The 18,866-nt window shown below is 56.0% G+C and carries 19 protein-coding genes; 13 read left to right on the top strand and 6 right to left on the bottom strand.

Annotation, left to right across the window (positions count from 1 at the left end; genetic code table 11):
• Positions 1-8: 8 nt before the first annotated feature.
• Positions 9-1,022, bottom strand: coding sequence for an AraC family transcriptional regulator (locus HGP31_RS03835; RefSeq protein WP_020796470.1), 1,014 nt, complete (start codon positions 1,020-1,022; stop codon positions 9-11).
• A gap of 377 nt (positions 1,023-1,399) precedes the next feature.
• Between HGP31_RS03835 and antA the strand changes: the two genes are divergently transcribed.
• From antA to HGP31_RS03815, 4 genes are read left to right on the top strand one after another with little or no spacing between them, the layout of a single operon-like run.
• The gene (gene antA / locus HGP31_RS03830; protein ID WP_020796469.1) at positions 1,400-2,788 is read left to right on the top strand and encodes an anthranilate 1,2-dioxygenase large subunit; all 1,389 of its coding nucleotides are present in this window, start codon (positions 1,400-1,402) and stop codon (positions 2,786-2,788) included.
• A gap of 2 nt (positions 2,789-2,790) precedes the next feature.
• Complete coding sequence (gene antB / locus HGP31_RS03825) at positions 2,791-3,282, top strand: anthranilate 1,2-dioxygenase small subunit (protein WP_168757209.1); 492 nt, start codon at positions 2,791-2,793, stop codon at positions 3,280-3,282.
• An 18-nt stretch (positions 3,283-3,300) separates the two neighbouring features.
• Positions 3,301-4,320, top strand: a complete 1,020-nt coding sequence (gene antC / locus HGP31_RS03820; RefSeq protein WP_020796467.1) for an anthranilate 1,2-dioxygenase electron transfer component AntC — start codon at positions 3,301-3,303, stop codon at positions 4,318-4,320.
• Between the two features lie 43 nt (positions 4,321-4,363).
• Complete coding sequence (locus tag HGP31_RS03815; protein ID WP_033043610.1) at positions 4,364-5,767, top strand: amino acid permease; 1,404 nt, start codon at positions 4,364-4,366, stop codon at positions 5,765-5,767.
• Positions 5,768-5,948: 181 nt separating this feature from the next.
• Here HGP31_RS03815 and kynA read toward each other — a convergent pair whose 3' ends face one another.
• Both kynA and kynB read right to left on the bottom strand, forming a co-directional pair.
• The gene (gene kynA, locus HGP31_RS03810) at positions 5,949-6,803 is read right to left on the bottom strand and encodes a tryptophan 2,3-dioxygenase (protein WP_020796464.1); all 855 of its coding nucleotides are present in this window, start codon (positions 6,801-6,803) and stop codon (positions 5,949-5,951) included.
• Positions 6,800-7,465 (bottom strand): arylformamidase, encoded by a 666-nt coding sequence (gene kynB, locus HGP31_RS03805; protein WP_168757208.1) that lies wholly within the window; start codon positions 7,463-7,465, stop codon positions 6,800-6,802. Before kynB ends, kynA begins: the two co-directional genes overlap by 4 nt.
• A gap of 275 nt (positions 7,466-7,740) precedes the next feature.
• Between kynB and HGP31_RS03800 the strand changes: the two genes are divergently transcribed.
• Together HGP31_RS03800 and HGP31_RS03795 are read left to right on the top strand one after the other, a co-directional pair.
• The gene (locus HGP31_RS03800; RefSeq protein WP_007946320.1) at positions 7,741-8,085 is read left to right on the top strand and encodes a cupin domain-containing protein; all 345 of its coding nucleotides are present in this window, start codon (positions 7,741-7,743) and stop codon (positions 8,083-8,085) included.
• A gap of 364 nt (positions 8,086-8,449) precedes the next feature.
• The gene (locus tag HGP31_RS03795; RefSeq protein WP_168757207.1) at positions 8,450-9,397 is read left to right on the top strand and encodes an IS110 family RNA-guided transposase; all 948 of its coding nucleotides are present in this window, start codon (positions 8,450-8,452) and stop codon (positions 9,395-9,397) included.
• A 35-nt stretch (positions 9,398-9,432) separates the two neighbouring features.
• On the opposite strand, the gene mmsB is transcribed toward HGP31_RS03795, so the two are convergent.
• Together mmsB and HGP31_RS03785 are read right to left on the bottom strand one after the other, a co-directional pair.
• The gene (mmsB, locus tag HGP31_RS03790) at positions 9,433-10,320 is read right to left on the bottom strand and encodes a 3-hydroxyisobutyrate dehydrogenase (protein WP_020796462.1); all 888 of its coding nucleotides are present in this window, start codon (positions 10,318-10,320) and stop codon (positions 9,433-9,435) included.
• A 10-nt stretch (positions 10,321-10,330) separates the two neighbouring features.
• Positions 10,331-11,857: a CoA-acylating methylmalonate-semialdehyde dehydrogenase gene (locus HGP31_RS03785; RefSeq protein WP_168757206.1), complete on the bottom strand. Its 1,527-nt coding sequence runs from the start codon at positions 11,855-11,857 to the stop codon at positions 10,331-10,333.
• 150 nt (positions 11,858-12,007) lie between these two features.
• Here HGP31_RS03785 and HGP31_RS03780 point away from each other — a divergent pair, with 150 nt between their 5' ends.
• From HGP31_RS03780 to HGP31_RS03760, 5 genes are all read left to right on the top strand, one after another.
• Entirely contained in the window at positions 12,008-12,955 is a 948-nt protein-coding gene (locus HGP31_RS03780) for a LysR family transcriptional regulator (RefSeq protein WP_168757205.1), read from the top strand.
• A gap of 374 nt (positions 12,956-13,329) precedes the next feature.
• Positions 13,330-13,743 carry a hypothetical protein gene (locus HGP31_RS03775; protein ID WP_168757204.1) on the top strand — a complete coding sequence of 138 codons (414 nt, stop codon included), beginning with the start codon at positions 13,330-13,332 and terminating at the stop codon, positions 13,741-13,743.
• 12 nt (positions 13,744-13,755) lie between these two features.
• A complete protein-coding gene (locus tag HGP31_RS03770) occupies positions 13,756-14,106 on the top strand; it encodes a hypothetical protein (protein ID WP_168757203.1) in 351 nt (116 codons plus the stop codon).
• Between the two features lie 16 nt (positions 14,107-14,122).
• Entirely contained in the window at positions 14,123-15,007 is an 885-nt protein-coding gene (locus tag HGP31_RS03765; RefSeq protein WP_168757202.1) for a hypothetical protein, read from the top strand.
• Between the two features lie 147 nt (positions 15,008-15,154).
• On the top strand, positions 15,155-15,406 hold the full coding sequence (locus tag HGP31_RS03760) for a hypothetical protein (protein ID WP_168757201.1): 252 nt from the start codon (positions 15,155-15,157) through the stop codon (positions 15,404-15,406).
• A 152-nt stretch (positions 15,407-15,558) separates the two neighbouring features.
• Here the strand turns inward: HGP31_RS03760 and HGP31_RS03755 are convergent, their stop codons facing one another.
• Complete coding sequence (locus HGP31_RS03755; RefSeq protein WP_168757200.1) at positions 15,559-16,179, bottom strand: recombinase family protein; 621 nt, start codon at positions 16,177-16,179, stop codon at positions 15,559-15,561.
• A gap of 333 nt (positions 16,180-16,512) precedes the next feature.
• Between HGP31_RS03755 and HGP31_RS03750 the strand changes: the two genes are divergently transcribed.
• Together HGP31_RS03750 and HGP31_RS03745 are read left to right on the top strand one after the other, a co-directional pair.
• Positions 16,513-17,403: an abortive infection family protein gene (locus HGP31_RS03750; RefSeq protein WP_168757199.1), complete on the top strand. Its 891-nt coding sequence runs from the start codon at positions 16,513-16,515 to the stop codon at positions 17,401-17,403.
• Between the two features lie 148 nt (positions 17,404-17,551).
• A complete protein-coding gene (locus HGP31_RS03745; protein ID WP_168757198.1) occupies positions 17,552-18,418 on the top strand; it encodes an AbiJ-NTD4 domain-containing protein in 867 nt (288 codons plus the stop codon).
• Positions 18,419-18,866 lie beyond the last annotated feature (448 nt).

Raw genomic sequence — 18,866 nt, 5'->3', positions numbered from 1 at the left:
CGGATCGCTCAGAAGCCGCGCAGGCGCCGGGCTTCATTGCGCTGCAAGGTCATGCTCGGGGATTCGTCGAACAGCTTGCGGTATTCGGCGGAAAAGCGCCCCAGGTGCGTGAACCCCCAGCCCATGGCGATCGCGGAAATATTGCGTGCCGAGCCGTGCTCAAGCAGCTCCTGGCGCACGCCGTTCAAGCGGTACTTCTTCAGGTAGACCATCGGCGACAATGCGAAGTACTTCTTGAACGCTTCAAACAGCTTGAAGCGTGAAACCCCGGCAGCCGCTTCGATGTCCTCCAGGTGCAAAGCCTCGCGAGCATTGTCGTGAATGTATTGCCGCGCCCGGATCAGGTAGTGCGGTAATTTAACGCCCAGCACCTGGCGCAGCTCTTCTGAATAGTTGTTCGGCTGGGCGAGGATCAAGCCTTTGATCAGCGAACTTTCAATGTCCCGGGTGAAGGCCACTTGCTCGTAGAGTTCGCTACTGCGCTCCAGCTCAGCGATGAAATAGCGCGCCATGCGCCACCATGAAGCCGACGCGCCATCGACCGCATCCATCACCGGTTCGAAACGCAGCGGCGCATCCAGCGGTCGCTGCAGCAAGCCTTCCAGGGACTCGCTCATGGCGGCGCGGGTGATCACCACCTGGACTTTGCGGCAGTCGCCGGAAATCGCCAGCAGCTGGTTTTCATTGGGGGAAATGATCACCCCCTGATCGCGGTCGGATTTCACCACGCTGCCGTTCTTACTCAACTCCTGTTCGCCCACCAGGGGCAGGCTCAGGCTGTAGCTGCTGAAGCGCTCGGGATCCTCGATATCGATGGTGACATCGGTGCCGTATTCGATGGTGCCCAGCGTCGTGGCCATCGACTTGAACGTGTTGGCACTGTGATGGAAGCGGATCCGCTCGGGCGTCGTGGTCACGAGCCGGTGCGGCCCGCAAATACCGGACATCCAGCTTCTTGCGGCCTCGAGGTCGTCGCTGTCGACACGAATGTCGCGACTCTGCGGATCGGTTTTGCTGTTCATCACGGTGCACCCACGGGCTATTTTCCAGCGCGCTCTGACGGCGCGTCTCAGGCGTGGAAAACGCAAGTTCCAGGCCACAAAACGCCAGCGCCAACTGAGTGGATAGCAATCCTCGACTATGTGGATAACGTAGCCGGTGAACGTGTCCCAACAGGCACTCGACGTTGCGCAAAACAGTACCTGATTGCTGCAGACAGGTGCAGCCGTTCATCGTTTGGTGCGCCTTCTGGGTAGTCGCTGCCCAGTTTGATACCGAGTGGGTGTTACCCCACAAATTTTACGGACTGCCTTCGCCCACAAACCGGATAGACCCCCACCCGCCCCACTCCCTCTAATGAGCACACCGATTAGCCCCAATAAAAAACAGGTGCACACCCATGAGTGGCGAAAAAAACGTCGAGCAGTGGAAAGCGTTTATCCAGGGCTGCCTGGACTTCCGTCCGGCAGAAGGCGTGTTCCGCATCGCCCGGGACATCTTTACCGAGCCGCAGTTGTTCGATCTGGAGATGGAACTGATCTTCGAGAAAAACTGGATCTACGCCTGCCACGAAAGCGAACTGGCCAATAACCACGACTTCGTCACGATGCGCGCCGGTCGCCAGCCGATGATCATTACCCGCGATGGCGACGGCCAGCTCAACGCATTGATCAACGCCTGCCAGCATCGCGGCACGACCCTGACCCGCGTTGGCAAGGGCAATCAGTCGACCTTCACCTGCCCGTTCCATGCCTGGTGCTACAAAAGCGACGGGCGCCTGGTGAAGGTCAAGGCGCCGGGCGAGTATCCGGAAGGCTTCGACAAGGCCACGCGCGGTCTGAAAAAGGCGCGCATCGAGAGCTACAAGGGTTTCGTGTTCATCAGCCTCGACGTACACGCCGACAACAGCCTCGAAGACTTCCTCGGCGATGCCAAGGTGTTCTTCGACATGATGGTCGCCCAATCGCCAACCGGTGAGCTGGAAGTGTTGCCCGGCAAGTCGGCCTACACCTACGACGGCAACTGGAAACTGCAGAACGAAAACGGCCTCGACGGCTATCACGTCAGCACGGTCCACTATAACTACGTGGCCACGGTGCAGCATCGCCAGCAGGTCAACAGCGAGAACGGCACCAGCAGCGCCAGCACCCTGGACTACAGCAAGCTCGGTGCTGGCGACGCCAACACCGATGACGGCTGGTTCGCGTTCAACAATGGCCACAGCGTGCTCTTCAGCGACATGCCGAACCCGTCCGTGCGTTCCGGCTACGCGACCATCATGCCGCGCCTGATCGAAGAACACGGCCAGGAAAAGGCTGAATGGATGATGCATCGCCTGCGCAACCTGAACATCTACCCGAGCCTGTTTTTCCTCGATCAGATCAGCTCGCAACTGCGCATCATCCGGCCGGTGGCCTGGAACAAGACCGAGATCATCAGCCAGTGCCTGGGGGTGAAAAACGAGTCGGACGCCGACCGCGAAAACCGCATTCGCCAGTTCGAGGATTTCTTCAACGTGTCGGGCCTGGGTACACCCGACGACCTGGTGGAATTCCGTGAAGCCCAGCGCGGTTTCCAGGCTCGCCTGGAGCGCTGGAGCGATATTTCCCGCGGCAGTCACCGCTGGGCCACCGGCGCCACGCCCAACAGCGAGTCGATCGGCATCGCCCCGGCCATGACCGGCACCGAGTTCACCCACGAAGGGCTCTACGTCAACCAGCACAGCAACTGGCAGAAATTCCTGCTCGATGGCCTGGACGCGAAATCCCTGAAACTCCGTGAGGTGTAATGATGAATGCGCAATTGCAGTACCAGATCGAACAGTTTTTCTACCGCAAATCCGAACTGTGCGATGCCCAGGACTGGGACGCCTACATCAAGCTGTTCGACGAGCAAAGTGAGTTCCACCTGCCGCAATGGGACTCGGAACACGTCTACACCCGCGACCCCACGCGCGAGATGTCGCTGATCTACTACCCCAACCGTTCAGGCCTGGAAGACCGTGTGTTCCGCCTGCGCACGGGCAAGTCCGCCTCCTCGACACCGATGCCGCGCACCTTGCACATGATCAACAACGTGCGGATCAGTGAACTGGAAAACGGTGAATTGGAGGTGCGCCTGAACTGGCACACGCTGTTCTATCGCCTGGCCACCTCCGAGCAGTTCTATGGACGCGCAACCTACCGGCTCAAGCCCCACGCCGACAGTTGGCTGATCAGCCGCAAGCATGTGCTCTTGCTCAACGACACCATCAACTCGGTACTGGACTTCTACCACCTCTGAATCCAAGGAGATCGAGGCATGAATCACAAAGTGGCGTTCAGCTTTGCCGACGGCAAGACCCTGTTCTTTCCCGTACAACCCAACGAAATCCTGCTCGACGCCGCCCTGCGCAACGGCATCAATATTCCTCTGGATTGCCGCGAAGGCGTCTGCGGTACGTGCCAGGGTCGCTGCGAATCGGGTGACTACAGCCAGGATTATGTGGACGAGGAGGCGCTCTCGAGCCTGGACCTGCAGCAGCGCAAGATGCTCACCTGCCAGACCCGGGTGAAGTCCGATGCGGCGTTTTATTTCGACTTCGCTTCCAGCCTGTGCAATGCCTCGGGCCCGGAACAACTGAGCGCAACGGTGACGGACGTCAGGCAAATTTCGGCCAGCACCGCGATCCTGCACCTGGATCTCGGTACGACAAACCCACTGGATTTTCTGCCGGGGCAATACGCCCGGCTGTTGATTCCGGGGACTGAAAGCAAGCGCTCCTACTCGTTTGCCAATCGGCCGAGTGAGCACAATCAACTGCAGTTCCTGATTCGCCTGCTACCCGACGGCGTGATGAGCAACTACATCCGGGAACGCTGCCGGGTGGGCGACGAAATCATGCTCGAGGCACCGCTGGGTGCGTTCTATCTGCGGCATGTGGCCAAACCACTGATCCTGGTGGCGGGCGGAACCGGGCTGTCGGCACTGCTGGGCATGCTCGACGACCTCGCCGAGCGCGGTTGCACGCAGCCGGTGCACCTGTACTACGGCGTGCGCGACGCTGCCGACCTGTGCGAACGGGCACGGATCGAGGCTTATGCCGAACGCCTTGCGGGGTTTCGCTACACCGAAGTGGTCAGCGATCCATCGCCACAGTGGACAGGCAAGCGCGGCTACATTGCCGAGCATTTCGACCTCAGTGAACTGCGCGACGCGCCGGTCGACATGTACGTCTGCGGGCCGCCGCCGATGGTCGAATCGATCAAAGACTGGTTGCAGGCCCAGGCGCTGGACAGCGTTCACCTGTATTACGAAAAGTTCACCGAGAGTAATATCTGATCTTTCAAACCAGGCCTGACAACAATAACCAGAAGGGAACGAGATGGCGGATGAAATCTTGCAACAGGGAACGCTCAAGCGAGGGTTGAAAAATCGACATATTCAACTGATCGCCCTGGGCGGGGCGATTGGTACCGGGCTGTTCCTCGGCTCTGCAGGGGTACTCAAGTCGGCCGGCCCGTCGATGATCCTCGGTTATGCGATTGCCGGATTCATCGCCTTCCTGATCATGCGCCAGTTGGGCGAGATGATTGTCGAGGAGCCGGTAGCCGGTTCGTTCAGTCACTTCGCCCACAAATACTGGAACGGTTTTGCCGGTTTCCTTTCGGGCTGGAATTACTGGGTGCTGTACGTGCTGGTGGGCATGGCCGAGCTGACGGCCGTGGGCAAGTATGTGCAGTTCTGGTGGCCGGAAATCCCGACCTGGGTCAGCGCCGCGGTGTTCTTCGTCCTGGTCAACCTGATCAACACGATGAACGTCAAAGTCTTCGGCGAGATGGAGTTCTGGTTCGCGATCATCAAGGTCGTGGCCATCATCGGCATGATCGTCCTGGGCTGCTACATGCTGTTCAGCGGCACCGGTGGCCCACAGGCATCGGTCAGTAACCTGTGGAGCCACGGCGGTTTCTTCCCCAACGGCACCACCGGCCTGCTGATGTCGATGGCGTTCATCATGTTCTCCTTCGGTGGCCTGGAACTCGTCGGCATCACGGCCGCTGAAGCCAGCGAACCGAGGAAGGTGATTCCCAAGGCGATCAACCAGGTGGTTTATCGCGTGTTGATCTTCTACGTCGGCGCACTCACCGTGCTGCTGTCGTTGTACCCTTGGGATCAACTGCTGCAGACCCTTGGCGCGTCCGGCGATGCCTACAGCGGCAGCCCGTTCGTCCAGATCTTCTCGTTGATCGGCAGCGATACCGCCGCGCACATCCTCAACTTCGTGGTGCTCACCGCGGCGCTCTCGGTCTACAACAGCGGCGTTTATTGCAACAGCCGCATGCTCTACGGCCTGGCCGAACAGGGCGATGCACCGAAATCGCTGATGAAACTGAACAAACAGGGCGTGCCACTGCGGGCGCTGGGCATCTCGGCGCTGATCACCATGCTCTCCGTGCTGGTCAACTACCTGGCGCCCCATGAGGCGCTGGAATTGCTGTTCGCCCTGGTAGTCGCCTCGTTGATGATCAACTGGACGCTGATCAGCCTGACCCACCTGAAGTTTCGCAAAATCATGGGCCAGCAAGGCATCGTGCCGAGCTTCAAGTCGTTCTGGTTTCCTTACAGCAACTACCTGTGCCTGGCGTTCATGGCCATGATCATCTTCGTGATGTGGATGATCCCGGGCATACGCGCCTCGGTCATCGCTATCCCGGTGTGGGTGTTGATCATCTACGGGTTCTACCGGATGCGTGTGGCGAGGGATCGCAGCTTGCCTGTCGCGCAATAATCCTTAGCCCAACAAAAAGCCCCGGCATTCAATGAATGCCGGGGCTTTTTCATGCGCGTCCCTGTAGGAGCGAGCATGCTCGCGATGAACCTGAAAGCGCGCCGCGGGGTGTCAGGTTTCCCGCGTTATCGTTGGCCTCCATCGCGAGCATGCTCGCTCCTACAGGGATGTAAACGTCAGATCACAGGGTCGAACGCACCCGCCACAACTCCGGGAACAGCACGGTATCGAGCATCTTGCGCAGGTAACCCACCCCTTCGGTGCCGCCAGTGCCTGGTTGAAAGCCAATGATCCGCTCGACCGTGGTGACATGGCGGAAGCGCCACTGGCGGAACGAGTCTTCGAGATCGATGAATTTCTCGGCCAGTTGGTAGAGATCCCAATAACGCGACGGATCCTTGTAGACCACACGCCACGCCGCTTCGACCGAGGCGTCATGTTGCGTCGGGCTCGTCGGGTCGCGCTCGAAACGCTGAGGATCAATCGCAAGGCCAGCGCTGGCCATCAAGCGAATAGCTTCGTCATACAGCGAGGGTGTGGCGATGGCTTTTTCGAGTTCCTGCAGCAACTCCGGGCGATGGGCGTGGGGGCGCAAAAGCGTCGCGCTCTTGTTGCCCAGGATAAATTCGATTTCACGGTACTGAAACGACTGGAAGCCCGACGACTGTCCCAGGAAAGGCCGGATCGCGTGGTACTCGGTAGGCGTCATGGTGGCCAGTACTGTCCACGCATGCACCAGTTGATCAAAGATCCGCGAAACCCGCGCCAACATCTTGAAGGCCGGCGGCAACTCTCCCAGCCGCACGTGTTCGCGGGCAGCCTTGAGCTCGTGCAGCATCAGCTTCATCCACAGCTCAGAGGTCTGGTGCTGGATGATGAACAGCATCTCGTTATGGTCCGGCGACAAGGGGTGCTGGGCACTGAGAATACGCCCCAGGTCCAGGTAATCGCCGTAGCTCATGGAGTCGGAAAAATTCAGCTCGGCGTTATGCCATTCCTCTGTCTGACTGGCAGGCGAATACGGACATTGGCTCATTGAGCAGGCTCCTCATGTGGCGTGGAATTCAGTGGACGCAAGATAGCCCTGACCGGGCTGGCGTCGAGGTTGGCAAAGCGCAGCGGCAGCGCGATCAACTCGTAATCCCCTTCCGGTACGTCATCTAGCACGATGCCTTCGAGAATGGCCATGCCGTGACGCGCCACGGCGTTGTGCGAATCCATGGTCTTGGATTGCTGCGGGTCCAGCGATGGCGTATCGATGCCGATCAGGCGCACGCCGAGACTGGCGAGCAGGTCGACGGTGTCTTTGGCGACCGCCGTGAATTCGGGGTCCCAGGTGGCCAGCGGCGCGTGTTGATAGGTCCGCAGCAGGACGCGTTCGGGCAAATTGTCCAAACGACCTTGCAGTTGTCCGGGTTGCACCAGTGCGCCGCTGCCAAGGCAATGCAGCACCCGGCAAGGCCCGATATACACATCGAGGGACACGTCGCCGATGGCCGCGCCGTCCTCGCTGTAGTGCAATGGCGCGTCGACATGGGCGCCGGTGTGCGGCGACAGCGTGATGCGCCCGACATTCACCGGGCATTCAGGCCCCAGTGTCCAGACGCGTTTTTCCTGAAACGGCGTATCTCCCGGCCAGGTCGGTGTTGCGGTACTCAAGGGCGGGCTGATGTCCCACCACGACATTGTTTTTTTCATTGCACAGCTCTCGGCCTTTTCCGAAGTGAATGATACGAGCGATACCTGTGCATGTTCTTGCAAAAAGATTCGAAAAAGCCTGGGGCTTTCGCACAAACTGCCAGATATCGGCGGTTTATCGAGTGGAAATTTCAATGGGCTTGCAGGCGCTTTCAGCCGTCAAGCGGGTGAGGGTCGCTGCGTTTCTGGATACCTCGATGTCGAGTACAGACAACTGATCCCCCGGCAGGCCCTATAGGGTGCGTCTTCAGCTCTCCCCCAACGCCGGAGTCATCATGACCGCACCGATTACCGTTCTTCGCGACACCCATCCGCTGCCCGTACTCGACGCCTGCAAATGGGAAAAACTCGAAGGCGACCCGCACACCGTCAACCTCAACGCCTACACCAGCGAAGATGGCAGCAAGATCATGGGCACCTGGATCTGCACGCCAGGCAAGTGGTACGTGGAATATGTGAAGTGGGAATACTGCGACTTCCGCGAGGGGTACTGCATCATCACCCCGGAAGGAAAAGAGCCGATCCACCTGCGCGCCGGAGACATTTTCGTCATTGAGCCGGGGATGAAAGGCACCTGGGAAGTGGTGGAAACCGTGCGCAAGTACTTCGTGTTTGCCTGATGCAAAAAAACCGGGAAATCACCCGACGTGATTTCCCGGTCAATGTCGATGCGCACATGCAATACCTGTAGGAGTGAGCATGCTCGCGATGGACTCAAGAGCGCCGCGTGAACCCAGGAAACACGCGTCATCGTTAACGACCATCGCGAGCAGGCTCGCTTGTATGGTAGGACTTGAAGGGAGGAGGAGGGACAAGGCTCGATTCTGACTGTTGACGCAGTACAGACTGTGGGAGAGTTCGCCCCTCCTCCTTTCACCCAAGCGCCGATAAAGAATGCATCTGGCCTAGACCGACGATAGGAACAAGCCTGCGCCTCTGGGTGAGCCCTTCAAGTGCTTAAAACCTTATCCCGGAGGAAAACCTATGGCAATGCCGGTTTCTGTTTCAAAGCCGATCGTGGGCGTGGATGTCGCCAAGAAAGAATTGGTGATTTATCACGCCGAACTGGACCTGCTTGAAGAGATTCCCAACAACAAAACCAGCATCAACAAGTGGTTAAAGGACTTGCCGGGGAGTGTGGCTATTGCTATTGAAGCCACCAACATCTACCACCTGGAGTTCGCTGACCTGGCCTTTGAGGCCGGCTGCGTGATTTACATGGTGGGCGGCTATGAGCTCAAACATTACCGAGAAGGTGTGAAGGTCCGTGCCAAAACCGATGCACTGGATGCCAAACTGCTTGCTCGCTATCTGAAGAACGAGCATGAAGAACTTCACCCATGGACGCCGCCGACACCGCTGTATCGCCAACTCCTGAGTCTTTTTCGCCGCCGGGCGGCCTTGGTCCAGGCCAGGGTCGGCCTAGTGCAAAGCTGGTCGAATGAGCCCTTGCTGAAGGCTGCTTTTTCCGAGCAAATAAAGTCCATGCAGCAGCTTGAGACGCTGATCGAAAAGACGATCAACGATCAGCTGAAAGAAGCCGGTTTGCTGGGGCAGTTGAAGCGTTGCTTGAAAGTTGAAGGGGTTGGATTTTTGACTGGCGCGCGCTTGCTCACGGCGTTCCAGCGCGGAGACTTCCGAAACGCAGATGCCTTTATCGCCTTTCTTGGAATGGACTTGCGGGTGTCAAAATCAGGGCAAAAAGATGGTCGCCGGAGTTTGACCAAGCGAGGCGATCCAGAAGCCCGCCGCCTTCTGCACAATGCGGCTATGTCGGCGAGTCGAACCGAAGCCTGGAAAGGGTTTTACCAAGAACAAAGAAATCGGGGTTTCAGCACCACTCAAGCCCTGGTGATGCTGGCTCGCAAGCTCGCTCGTATCGTATTCGCCCTGCTGAAGGGGCAGAGTGAATACCAACCGAAAACCAGTTGAGGGCTTCCCCTCAACCATAGAATCTCCCACAGGTTTTATTGCGGCTTGCGATAACTGTTGATGATCGCCGAGAAGTCACTGCCGCCTTCCCCACGCAAACTCATCGCCTGATACAACTGCTGCGCCACCGCGCCCAGTACCACCGGCTGGTGCGCCTGACGGGCCGCTTCCGTTGCCAGTCCCAGATCCTTGAGCATCAGCTCGGCGCCGAAGCCACCGGTATAGCCGCGCGAGGCTGGTGCCGTTTCGACGATGCCCGGCCATGGGTTGTACATCTCCGAACTCCAGCAACGTCCGGTGGAGCTGTTGATGATGCCCGCCAGCACCTTGGTGTCGATGCCCAAGGCATCGCCCAGGGCCATGGCTTCACTGACGCCAACCATGGAAATGCCCAGCAGCAGGTTGTTGCAAATCTTGGCAATTTGTCCGGTGCCCACTTCGCCGCAATGGACGATGTTGCGGCCCATCTGCGCCAGCACCGGTTGCAGGGTCGCGAAGAGTTCCGGGGTCGCACCGACCATGAACGTCAACGTCCCCGCCGCGGCGCCCCCGGTGCCACCGGAGACCGGCGCATCGGCCATGGCCACGCCCTGCTTGGCAGCGGCGGCGGCCACGTCACGGGCGGTCTGCGGATCGATGGTGCTGCAATCCACGGCTGGCACACCCTTGCCGATACCGGCGAGCACACCGTCTTCGCCCAGCCAGACGCTGCGTACATGCACGGCAGCGGGCAGCATGGTGATGACCAGTTCGGCACCTTGCGCCGCCTCACGGGCCGAAGCGCTGATGGTGCCGCCCAGTTGTTCAAGCTCCGCCAGCACGGCCTTGTTCAGGTCGACCAGGCGCAGTGAATGGCCGGCCTTGATCAGGTTGCGCGCCATTGGCGCGCCCATGTTGCCGAGACCGATAAAAGCAATGTTCATGTCCGGCTCCTTAACGCAGGTTGATGGTGGTGTTCACACCGTCGTTGACGCTGTCGTCATCGAACCAGCGGCTGGTGACGGTCTTGGTCTGAGTGTAGAACTGCACCACTTGCTTGCCATACGGGCCAAGGTCGCCAAGCTTGGAGCCACGGGAACCGGTGAAGCTGAAGAATGGGACCGGTACCGGAATCGGGATGTTGATGCCAACCTGGCCGACGTCGATTTCGCTCTGGAACTTGCGCGCCGCCGCACCGGACTGGGTGAACAGGCCCGTGCCGTTGCCGAACGGGTTGGCGTTGACCAGGGCAATCGCCTCGTCGAGCGTATTGACTTCCAGCACCACCAACACCGGACCGAAGATTTCCTGGGTGTAGATCTGCATGTCGGGGGTCACACCGGAGAACAGGGTCGGGCCGACGAAGTTGCCCTTCTCGTAACCAGGAACCGTGATGTCGCGACCATCGAGCTCGAGTTTCGCGCCTTCCTTGATGCCGCTTTCGATCAGCTCGAGAATTCGCGCCTTGGCCTTTTTCGAAATCACCGGGCCGACGTCGGTGCCCGGCTCGCTGCCGGCATTGACCTTGAGTTTCTGCGCCAGTGCTTTCAAGTCAGGCAGCCATTGCTTGGCCGCACCGACCAGCACCACCACCGAAGTCGCCATGCACCGCTGACCGGCCGCGCCGAAACCGGCGCCCACCAGCGCATTCAGCGCCTGTTCGCGATTGGCATCGGGCAGCACCACGGCGTGGTTCTTCGCGCCCATCATCGATTGCACGCGTTTGCCATGCTTGCCGGCCAAGTCATAGACGTGGGTGCCGACCGCCGTCGAGCCCACGAAGGAAACGGCCTTGATGTCTTTATGGGTGCACAGCGCATCCACCACGTCCTTGCCGCCGTGCACGACGTTGAGCACGCCGGCCGGAATCCCGGCCTCGATAGCCAGTTCCACCAGCAGCATGGTCGACATCGGATCCTGTTCGGACGGCTTGAGCACGAAGGTGTTGCCGCAGGCGATGGCCATCGGGAACATCCACAGCGGAATCATCGCCGGGAAATTGAACGGTGTGATACCGGCGCAAACGCCGATTGGTTGACGCAGGGTGTAGGTGTCCACGCCACCCGCCACGTTTTCAGCGAACTCGCCCATTTGCAGGCTGCCGATGGAGCACGCGTGCTCGACCACTTCCAGGCCACGGAAAATATCGCCTTCAGCGTCGGCAATGGTCTTGCCCTGCTCGGCGCTGAGGACTGCCGCGATGCGCTTGGAATGTTCGCGGATCAACGCCTGCAGTTTGAGCATGATGCGCATCCGCGCGCCGATCGGCGTCAGCTTCCAGGTCTGGAAGGCGCGATGGGCGGCACTGATGGCGGCGTCGACTTCTTCAGCCGTGGCAAACGGCACCTTGGCCAGCACTTGCTGGGTTGCCGGGTTGATGATGTCGTGCCACTCGGTGGTCTGCGATTCGACCCACTGGCCGTCGATCAACAGTTTGACCTTTTGTACGGTGGTCTCGTCAGGCGTAAGCGAAGCGTTCATGTGGGGTCTCCGAATCTTTGTTTTTATTTCAGGAGCCAGGGCGAAACGTCACCCTGCGATAAGACGTGTGCCACGAATTGGTTATCGGGCTGTTTTTGGAGTATAGATGTGCAAACTTCTAATAAGAACGCACATAAAAGCCGGTCCATCATGCAAAAAAACATCACGTCTCTGGGTTCACTAAACTGGGATGACCTCAAGTTTTTCCTTGAGGTCTCACGCACCCGCAAGGCCAGCACCGCGGCCAAGCGCCTGGCCGTCGACTACACCACCGTGTCGCGGCGCATCAGTTCACTGGAAGCTTCGCTAGGCACCCTGCTGTTCGAGAAGTCCCGGACCAGCGGCTTTGTCCTGACCGCAGAAGGCCAACGCCTGATGGGCTACGCCGAGTCGATCGAAAGTACGCTGCACATGGCCTGCGAACAGGTCTCAGGGTCCGGGGTGGCGTTGTCCGGCCATGTGCGCATGGGCTGCACCGAAGGTTTCGGGAGCTTTTTCATTACCCCGCAACTGAGTCACTTCGTCGACGCCTACCCGGCGATCTCGGTGGACATCCTGCCGCTGCCGCACTTCATCAGCCTGTCCAAGCGCGAGGCCGACATCGTCATCGCCCTGGAGCGCCCGGAACACGGCCCCTATGTCTGCTGCAAACTGACGGACTACCGCCTGCAGCTGTATGCGACGCAGCAATACCTCGACAAACACCCGGCAATCCGCCGGCCGGCCGACTTGGGCAAGCATTCGTTCATCAGCTATGTCGACGACCTGGCGTTCAGTTCCGAGCTGCTGTACCTGGCCAACGTGCTCCCCGGCGCCAGCGCCAACTTGCGCAGCACCAGCGTGATCGCGCAGTTCGTGGCCGCGCAGCAAGGGCGGTCGCTGGCCATCCTGCCGTGCTTCCTGGCAGCCCAGGACCCACGGTTGCTGCCGGTGTTGCCGCAGGAAATCAACATCACCCGGCAATTCTGGATGTACTGCCGCGAGGATCTGAGGAAGCTCAAGCGGATTACCCTGTTGTGGGATTACATCCGCGCCGTGACCGAGCTCAATGGTCCGTTGCTGTTGGGCGAAACGAGGGAGATGTTGTTCGCCGATTAACAGTTTTTCAAGGAATCAGGTGGCGGAATCGTAACGAGGTCAGCAAGCCTTTTCCAACGGTTTGTAACAGGAGTTGGTACTCAACTTGTAACACCTCGACGTCGACTTTCAGAGACACACAGGCACGCGATAAGGACCCCACGCGGGCACCCATGAAGAGATGCTGAAACACCAGTGTGAATTGCTGTGTGCTGAGCTGGAGAGGACACGCCGAGATTCACGCAGAGCGCACAAGAACATCGCCGGTCTGATCGTGATGTACCGTGACACCTCAGGAGAGCTTGGAGCCCTTAAGGTTGAGCATAAGCGACTACGCTAGACATTGAGCGATATGTACAGACGGGAAACAGAAGTGGTGACGAACAAAATGACTTATGCCTACGGCGATTAACGCTATCGACCTGATGAGCGGTGATGATTCGGTGACAGAACCTCAAGTACACCAAGAAGGGATGTTGACCATGACGAAAGATGAGCTTTTCGATGCCGTGCTAGCAGAAATGGAGCGTGTGTGGGGTGATCAGGGGTTTGGGGGGCACGTCGATGCTTACGGATGGTTGTACGAAAATTACGGCATCACTGAGCAAGACGACCTCCATTGGCAGGACATCTGTGACCACTACGGGAACAATTTATCTGAATCGCTGGCAGACCTCTCAGATGAAGAGATTGCAGAGGTGATGGAGTTTGTTCAAGACGATAGTAGAGTGGAACGTTTTCTCACTAACTTTTTAGATCAGTACAGAAGCTCTACTGCGGTCTACTCTCATCCACCCGAAAAAGAATAGCCAGAGCACATAATGATAAAACGATTCGCAATATTTCTAGGCGCGATTGCAATAAATTGCAATGTGTATGCAGTTGATGCCAAGTATGTGACGCCTGAATTCAATGACAAAAATAGTCATGTATCCATGGTCTTTATCTGTGCAGTGATCGGGGAGAAGGGTGGCTTTGATGCCGAGGCATTGCCAACAGTGGCTAAATCATCTGCAAAAATGGGTGTACCTGCAAAGAAGGCAGGAGAGCTAATGGGTGATGCACTGACATGGTGGGAAACCAATCATGAGCAATACGACATTACAGGCATGTGGGAAGGCTCCTGTAGAGAGCCTTTGAAGAACATGCGAAGAATGTACGTCGACCAATAATAAGCGAAGATATCGAATGCCCACCTCCGATTTTCTTGAGCAATCATTACAAACACTATCCAATAAAATTGGCAGTCTAAATGAACACAAGTGTGAGGCCGGCAAAATCTTTGAAGCACAACACAAAGCGATCTTAGAAGCGCACGCACAGCTTCCAGAGTGGAGTATTCAGGCTCAAAAAGGGAAACTCTACTTCTTCCACTTTAGTTCGCCCTCTACCGGAACTCCGCTATCACTCCAAGGCAAGCACTTCGACCTTTCAGCACAATTAGAACTCAACACGATCCAGAAGTTAAAAGTCTACCAGTGGCTGCTTGTTGAAGCATATGAAGCGATTGAAGACTTTCTTGAAAAAGCCTATGCATACTGTGGTTCAAAGGGTATGGAACTGTGGGAGCGACCTAATAAATGGCAGCACGGAAGCTCAGAGGAAATCGACCACTACCTTAGCGTAAAATTGAGGGGCACTCGTTACGCACAACTAAAGGCATTCCGCACAAACTTGCATCACTTTGCAAAGTACGAATCCACAAACCCTAATCAAGTGAATTACAGGGTTGTTTTTGTATTGATAGAAAAGCTTCGCCACTTCATTGTACACAATGAGGGCTATGGTCAAGATTTCGATAAATTGATGACGCGGATACGGGGTGAGTTACCCGGCGTGGACTCCAAGCAACTTAAAAACTACGTTGACTCCTTCTTCACTTTGCATGGCGACAGATATTTGGTTGATTTGCTAGAGTTCCCAGTAGAAGACTCAAAACTTCCGATTGGCGCGTACCATGACCAGATGCTAGGGCTTTTCAGAAACATTATGGAATATGCGGTTCTTATAACCGAGGGAATATACGAAAAACTTATGAGCAAAAACGACAATCTGCACAACGCATCTCCATAAAAACCCGCTCGCCCGCCGTGGGAAGTGGCCTTATGTATATGGCACTTGATTTTTTGCTGGCAAATATAATAATAGTGGCGCTGTAATTATTGCCCTGAGCAAGATACATGAGTAGACTCAGCCAAACTCACATCAGAAGAGCAACCCATGAACACCTACAAATACTCAGCCTACTATAAAAATGGGCTAACATTTGAAGAGCTTTCCAAGGAAGAGCAAGAGCGTAATATCGGGCTGTTTTACACCGATGTGGTTAGCTACTTTGAGGATGGCGATGAAATCATCTCAATGGATGACAATGGTGTCGTGAGCATTCAAACAACTCTGGATGAGAAGGAGTGTGATGATCTGGTTGCAAAGGTAGCTATAGGGTTAGACCTCTTGCCGATGAAGCATTGAATAGAGCGATTGCACAAGGAAGAGCCTTTCAAAACTGGGATTTAAGAGTGAGGTATCAAGCCACATGCGAACGCCCGGATGGAAAGATTTCTTGATTTTGAAATAAGAGAGGGCTCCTGAGAGCCCCATAAAACAACGCTAGCTGTTGGACGTCAAGCCATCTCACGCTTGATCCTGTACACCGTGGCAACGCCACAGCCAGCCACCTTGGCGATATCATCAGCAGTCATGGTTGGGTGCTTGGCAATGGTTTCCTTCACCTTGGCCCACTTGGCAGCGTTCCGTCCTTTGCCTGCTGGCTTCCAATCAGGATCAGCAGCTTTCTTGTTCTCCAAACCCTGCTTGATGCGTTCCACACGCTTCTCTTGATCCAGCCGTGCCATGGTTGCCATCAGGTCAATCAGCATGTTGTTGATCACGTCCATGATTTGACCGGTGATTCCTTTGGCTTCAACCAGCATGTGACTGGTAGGTAAATCAGCAACAACCAGACGCAACCCTTTGGCCTTGATGGTGGTCTTGAGAGTGTCCCAGTCAGCTTGTGAGAGACGACTGAGGCGATCCACAGACTCAACCAATAACACGTCACCCTCTTTGGCAGAATCGAGCAATGCGATCAGCTCAGGACGGTTGAGCTTGGTTCCACTGATGTTCTCGGCATACACGCCAACGATGCTCAAACCTTTCTCGGCAGCGAACAACTCCAAGGCGACTTTGGCACGGTTGGCGTCTTGGTCTTTGGTCGATGCTCGGAGGTAAAGGTGGGCATTCATGGTTAGCTATCCTTTGTCATTCGCTTTGATAGACAAATGATAAAAGAATCATATGGCTTTCCACAATAGTCTATTGATAGTTATTTCCCGACCTCTATCGCACTACCGGATAGGTCTACTTCTTTGATAGACAATCTGGGTTGCTGGCTGTCCGTGATCATTCCCTTAGAGTGCCGAGCGGGGGGATATGCTTTAGGTTGAATCTCGTTCTTCGCAACGGGTGAATCACCCTGCAAACGCTGACGATGAGGTAGGTGACTGGGGAGAGATCGACCTTTGTGGGATCGTCCTGTACAACCTTCACCGTGTTTCTCGATGACTATGGAGAAGGTGATGAGTGACGATGGATTCACCGCGCTAGCGGCTCGATCTGAGAAGGTGAGAAATGAACACCGTTTGCTGCTCGAAGGGCTAAGGTCGTTTGAGCGGAAACTGCGTGAAATGGTCGGAGGTCTGAACTGCCGGGGAGAAAGTGAATTCGTCACGTTCGATGAGCATTTCGACCACGAAGGCGAGATCATTGGGCATATTCACGGCGTTCTTTCCTTCGATGGTAAAGAGCTTTGGGTTAGCTACAAAGAAGAACCCCATCCGGGTTATGAAGAATCGTATTGGGAGTGCAAGCCAATCGAGAAAATTCGACCAGACTGGCAAAGGCTGATCAGTGACCAGAAGGTGCTAGATTCCCTCGTAGCGAACCTGCTGATCAACCTCGACGTTGAGTTTGAAAAGACAGCGCCAGTCGTCAAATCTCTTGCCCAATTTGTGACAATTGAAAAGGCGGAAATTGACGCTGATCTTGATCAAATCTTTAGCAGAAATCAGGTGCTTTTGGAGTCGTGGTTGAAGGCTAGAAAATTGGTTCAGCCTGATCCGGACCAGTCCATTTCTCTAAGTTGTACGCACATTGAAACCGTGCTGAAAGGTTGCCTCAAAACGCTGGGTGAAAAGGATTACGAAAGCTACGCGATCGAAAAGTTGATCAAGCGTTTGCTCGGGGTTCTGCGCGCATCCGCGATTATCGGTCCTGCCACTTCTGAAATGCTTCAAGGCATCGGCACCATGTGTCATGGAATCGGGACGCTGCGAAATGACACGTCGCATGGGAAGGATGAGGGGTACGTTGCGCACTCTCCAGAATTGGCTCAGACAGTGAGTCATCTTGCCGGTGTCGTTTCGATCTTCGCAATGAAACAGACTGAACGTGTGATGATGGCTAGGTGATGCAAAAGGTCTTCTGTTTTTGTCTATTGTAACTGCTTCTACGCTCGGCTGGATCACCTCGCCAGTGGGCGTTAGCATCTAGGTAGATGCCACCCACTTGTCTAGGTTGAGATAAACTGCCGTCACTCTCTTACGAACGAGGCGGCACATGGAAGGCGATTTTTCACAGCGTATGGGGCTCCGTCCTGCGTCGAAGCTGATCCAAGTCAAGGAGATGGATAGCGACCTCAGAACTGGGCTTTGGAATGCAGCGTACACGCACTATTGGAATCGGTTCATTCCCTACTACCAAGGGGGCACCGGCATAAAGGGTTCGAACATGGAGCAGTTTGCAGCTGATATCCATGGACGATTTTTACGTCTCCGCTTGGACCAATTGCCGCACGCTTTTCAGACGCTAGTCGAATCGCTTAGTCTGCTCTACCAAGCAGGTGACTGGGATCGCATCTACAGCTTTGTAGAATTTGCCATCAAGCATGCCCCAAGCTTTAACTCCGAGTACGATGAATTCACCTCTACTGAACAGTTCGTGAGCGAATGTAACGAGGTGCTACAGACTGAAAATTCAGCCTACCGGATCGTAAACGGGTTGGTCACACGTATAACAGACCCTGAGGAGATAGCCGAGATCGACAAGGCATTGAGTTCTTCCGGGGGCTATATCGGGGTCAAGACGCACCTGCAGACGGCGCTAGTGATGCTCACTGAACGGGACAACCCTGATTACCGTAACTCCATCAAAGAAAGCATCAGCGCTGTAGAATCGCTGGCGAAGCAGATCACCGGTAATCCGCACGCGACCTTAGCTCCCGCGCTCAGCGAACTAGAGAAGCACCACAGTCTTCACCCAGCCCTGAAGAGTGCATTTTCCTCACTGTACGGCTGGACCTCAAACGCTGACGGTATCAGGCACGCGTTGATGGACGTTTCAAATCTGACGCACGCTGACGCACGCTTCATGTTGATTACGTGTTCGGCGTTCATCAACTTCGCTATCGATAGTACCAAGGAATAAAGACTGCAATTTCAAAACTGGTAACGGAGAGAGGGAAAGCCGCTTGCTTGGTTGAAGCCCCGTATTAGAGGCGGTTTCCCGGATCATCGATCACCACCAGACTTAGGAAGCTTGGTGTTTAATGGGGTTAATTGCGGGTTGGGTAGGCATTCTCTTCAGTGTCATTGCTGGTGCCATCGAAGGCTCCATTGGAGTGTTTGTGGTTGCACCGAAAGCGGCAAGCTTTCAGTAGCTCATGCTTTAATAGTTGATCACCGCTGACCTGACGGTCGAACAGAGCACCAATAACAAATCATCAAAATCCAGCTCTTGCCTTTGATCTTGACTATTGGTGCAGGATGGTTAGCGGGAGCTAACGATGGTATCTGTACAAGCTTCGCTTGGCTGGTTGCACCACAAAGCGGTCAGCCTTCAGGTTTTGGGGATGATACTGTATATCATTCATCCC

This window comes from Pseudomonas umsongensis, from assembly GCF_012647205.1.
GTDB lineage: Bacteria > Pseudomonadota > Gammaproteobacteria > Pseudomonadales > Pseudomonadaceae > Aquipseudomonas > Aquipseudomonas umsongensis.
This window is presented reverse-complemented; position numbering and strand designations above follow the sequence as displayed.